Source organism: Mycobacterium sp. (assembly GCF_044370595.1).
Classification (GTDB): domain Bacteria; phylum Actinomycetota; class Actinomycetes; order Mycobacteriales; family Mycobacteriaceae; genus Mycobacterium.
In genome coordinates, this window is the sequence record NZ_JBILVF010000257.1 from 1 (window position 1) to 2,783 (window position 2,783).

General features: G+C 68.2%; 3 protein-coding genes and 1 pseudogene. 2 read left to right on the forward strand and 2 right to left on the reverse strand.

Annotated elements, in window-relative coordinates; translation table 11 throughout:
- Both ADBZ5N_RS18520 and ADBZ5N_RS18525 read left to right on the forward strand, forming a co-directional pair.
- Positions 1-564 (forward strand): annotated as a pseudogene (locus ADBZ5N_RS18520) (hypothetical protein); the annotation flags it as partial.
- A gap of 109 nt (positions 565-673) precedes the next feature.
- Positions 674-1,018, forward strand: coding sequence for a DUF3349 domain-containing protein (locus ADBZ5N_RS18525; RefSeq protein ID WP_526260007.1), 345 nt, complete (start codon positions 674-676; stop codon positions 1,016-1,018).
- On the opposite strand, the gene ADBZ5N_RS18530 is transcribed toward ADBZ5N_RS18525, so the two are convergent.
- A complete protein-coding gene (locus ADBZ5N_RS18530) occupies positions 1,015-2,064 on the reverse strand; it encodes an NAD(P)-dependent alcohol dehydrogenase (RefSeq protein WP_526260009.1) in 1,050 nt (349 codons plus the stop codon). The genes ADBZ5N_RS18525 and ADBZ5N_RS18530 overlap by 4 nt on opposite strands.
- A 181-nt stretch (positions 2,065-2,245) precedes the next feature.
- Positions 2,246-2,783: ABC transporter substrate-binding protein (locus ADBZ5N_RS18535; protein WP_526260012.1), on the reverse strand; the 538-nt coding region annotated here is incomplete at its 5' end.

The following is a 2,783-nucleotide window of genomic DNA, read 5'->3' on the forward strand; positions in this document are numbered from 1 at the left end:
GAGAACGCCGCGACGCCGGTGCGGTTCGGCTCTGTGGAGACATTGACGCGCGAGGAAAACTCGCAGGTTTTCGGCGACGTGTTCACAGCCCTGCTCGAGGGAACCAAGGCGCAGCTTTCCAAGCCGTTCTGGGGCATCATTGAGCCGGCCAACACGGCGTCGTCGACGGCGGCTGTGAAAGCCTCCCCAGCGGTGGCGCCGGCCGCGACCACACCGGTGGCGGAGATCCCGGCGGCGGACGTCGAGTCTGTGGCAGCTCCGGTTTCCGAGCCCCAGGTGCCGGCGGCGCCTGCGGCTCCCGAAGCGGCTCCCGAAGCGCCGGAAGCGCCGGAAACTCCTGCGACCCCGGCCAGCGACGCTCCCGACCCGGCCGAGGCCGACCTGGCCGACGCCGACCTGGCCGACGCCGCGGTGGAAGACGCCCCCGCCACCGCTTCGCGGGCCGGTCGCGGTGTTGCCAGCAAGGTCGGCGCTCCGACCCGCGGTCGGGCCGCTTCGGCGGACTCCGACAGCGCGGCCAAGCCGTCGGCCTCGACCGGCGGACGTCAGAGCGCCTCCAGCTAGCGTGACAACGACAACTGCGCCGGGCACGGGGACTCCCCGGGCCCGGCGCAGTTGCGTCAACGGCGGTGAAATCCTGGCGGGAATCCACCCGAGCCGACACACTGAGCACATGACCGAGAAGTCGCTGGCTCGCTCCATCATCGACTGGCTCCGCGCGGGTTACCCCGGCGGTGTGCCCGGCCCGGACCGGGTGCCCCTGCTGGCGCTGCTTCGCGACACCCCGCTTACGGAGGACGAGATCAAAGAGGTGGTTCGCGAGATCGCCGCCCACCAGGACGAGGTCTTGAAAGACGGCGTCGTCGGCCGCGACGAGATCGAAAAGTTCATCGCAGGGGTCGCCCACCACGACGGCGGCCCGGAGAACATCAAGCGGGTCGCCGATGTTCTCGCCGCCGCAGGGTGGACGCTGTCGCCCTCGCTGGAAGCTGCCGACGAGAAACTCGCGGGGGACTAAGCCCGCAGTGACTCGGTGTCGATCACGAAGCGGTAGCGCACGTCGCTGGCGATCACCCGCTCGTAGGCCTCGTTGATGTAGTCCGGTTCGATCACCTCGACCTCGGAGGCGATGGTGTGCTCGGCGCAGAAGTCCAGCATCTCCTGGGTCTCCGGGATTCCGCCGATCATCGAGCCGGAGATCGACCGGCGCATGCCGATGATCGAAAACGAGGGCACCACAAGGGGATTCTCCGGGGCCCCGAGTTCGACAAACACCCCGTCGAGGTCAAGGGTGTCGAGGTAGAGGCCCAGCGGCAGATCTGCCGACACGGTGTTGAGGATGACGTCGAAAGAGTTGCGCAGCTTCTTGAAGGTGTCGGTGTCGCTGGTGGCGTAGTAGTTCTTCGCACCCAGCCGAAGGCCGTCCTCCATCTTCTTCAGCGACTGCGACAGCACCGTCACCTCCGCGCCCATCGCCGCGGCCAGTTTGACGGCCATGTGGCCCAGCCCGCCCAGGCCCACGACTCCGACCCGACTGCCCGGGCCGACGTTCCAGTGCCGCAGCGGTGAGTAGGTGGTGATTCCGGCGCACAGCAGGGGCGCGGCGGCGTCCAGGGGCAGTGAGTCGGGGACGTGCAACACGTAGTTCTCGTCGACGACGATGCTGCCGCTGTAGCCGCCCTGGGTGGGCTGGCCGTCGCGGCCGACCCCGTTGTAGGTGCCGGTCATCCCGCCGCCGGTGCAGTACTGCTCCAGGCCCACTCGGCAGTTGTCGCAGTCCCGGCAGGAATCCACGAAGCACCCCACGCCGACATGGTCGCCGACCTTGAAACCGGTTACCTGCGAACCGATTTCAGTCACCACGCCAGCGATCTCGTGGCCGGGAACCACCGGGTAGTTCGGCGGACCCCACTCACCGCGCACGGTGTGGATGTCGGAGTGGCAGATCCCGGCGAAGTGGATGTCGAACCGGACATCGTTGGGCCCGACATCGCGGCGGGTGATGGTGGTCCTGGTCAGCGGTCCGGTGGCCGACGTGGCGGCGTAGGCGGCGACGGTTGTCATGGTTGAAGACTAGGCAATAGGGGATGGCGATCGTCAGCCCGGGAGTAGCAACCCCATGCCGCAACACCTGGCCGGCACAGTCGTCATAGGCCCACAGTCGTCATAGGCCCGCGAACGTGTCGGTTACGTGGCGAAAACGGCCCGAAAACGTGCGTAGGCCGCACACTCGGCGCAAGGTCGGCTAGTTGATCGGCGCGTTGAGCCAGCGCAGATCCTCGATGATCCCGCGGGCGGCGACGATGCCCTGACCGCTCTGCCACACCTCGTTGTTGACCACGAACACCCGGTTGTCCCGGTTGGCCGACAGTGTGCGCCACGCCGCGCTGTCCAGCAGTGCCGGTGCGCGATCCCTGGCGGCCGGCGAGGCGAACGACAGGTAGACGATGTCGCCGTCAGCAGCCGAGAAGTCGGGGGAGCTATCGAGGTTGATCTCCAGATAGGGCTTATCGGTAAAGCGTTGCGCCGCAGGCCGATCCACCCCGACCGCCGTCAGCACGCTGCCGGCGAAGGTATCGGCACCCCACACCCGCAAGGTGGTTTCGGTGAGCTGCACCACCGAGGCCTGGAAGTGGACCGCGTCGTTGGCCTCGCCGGCCTTGCGGGCCTGGTCGACGAAACCGGCGATGAGGTCCTCGGCCGCGCGGGCGCGTCCGGTCGCCGCACCCACCAGGCGGAGGTTGTCCTGCCAGCGGGCCCCGGGTGCCGAGGTGAACACCGTC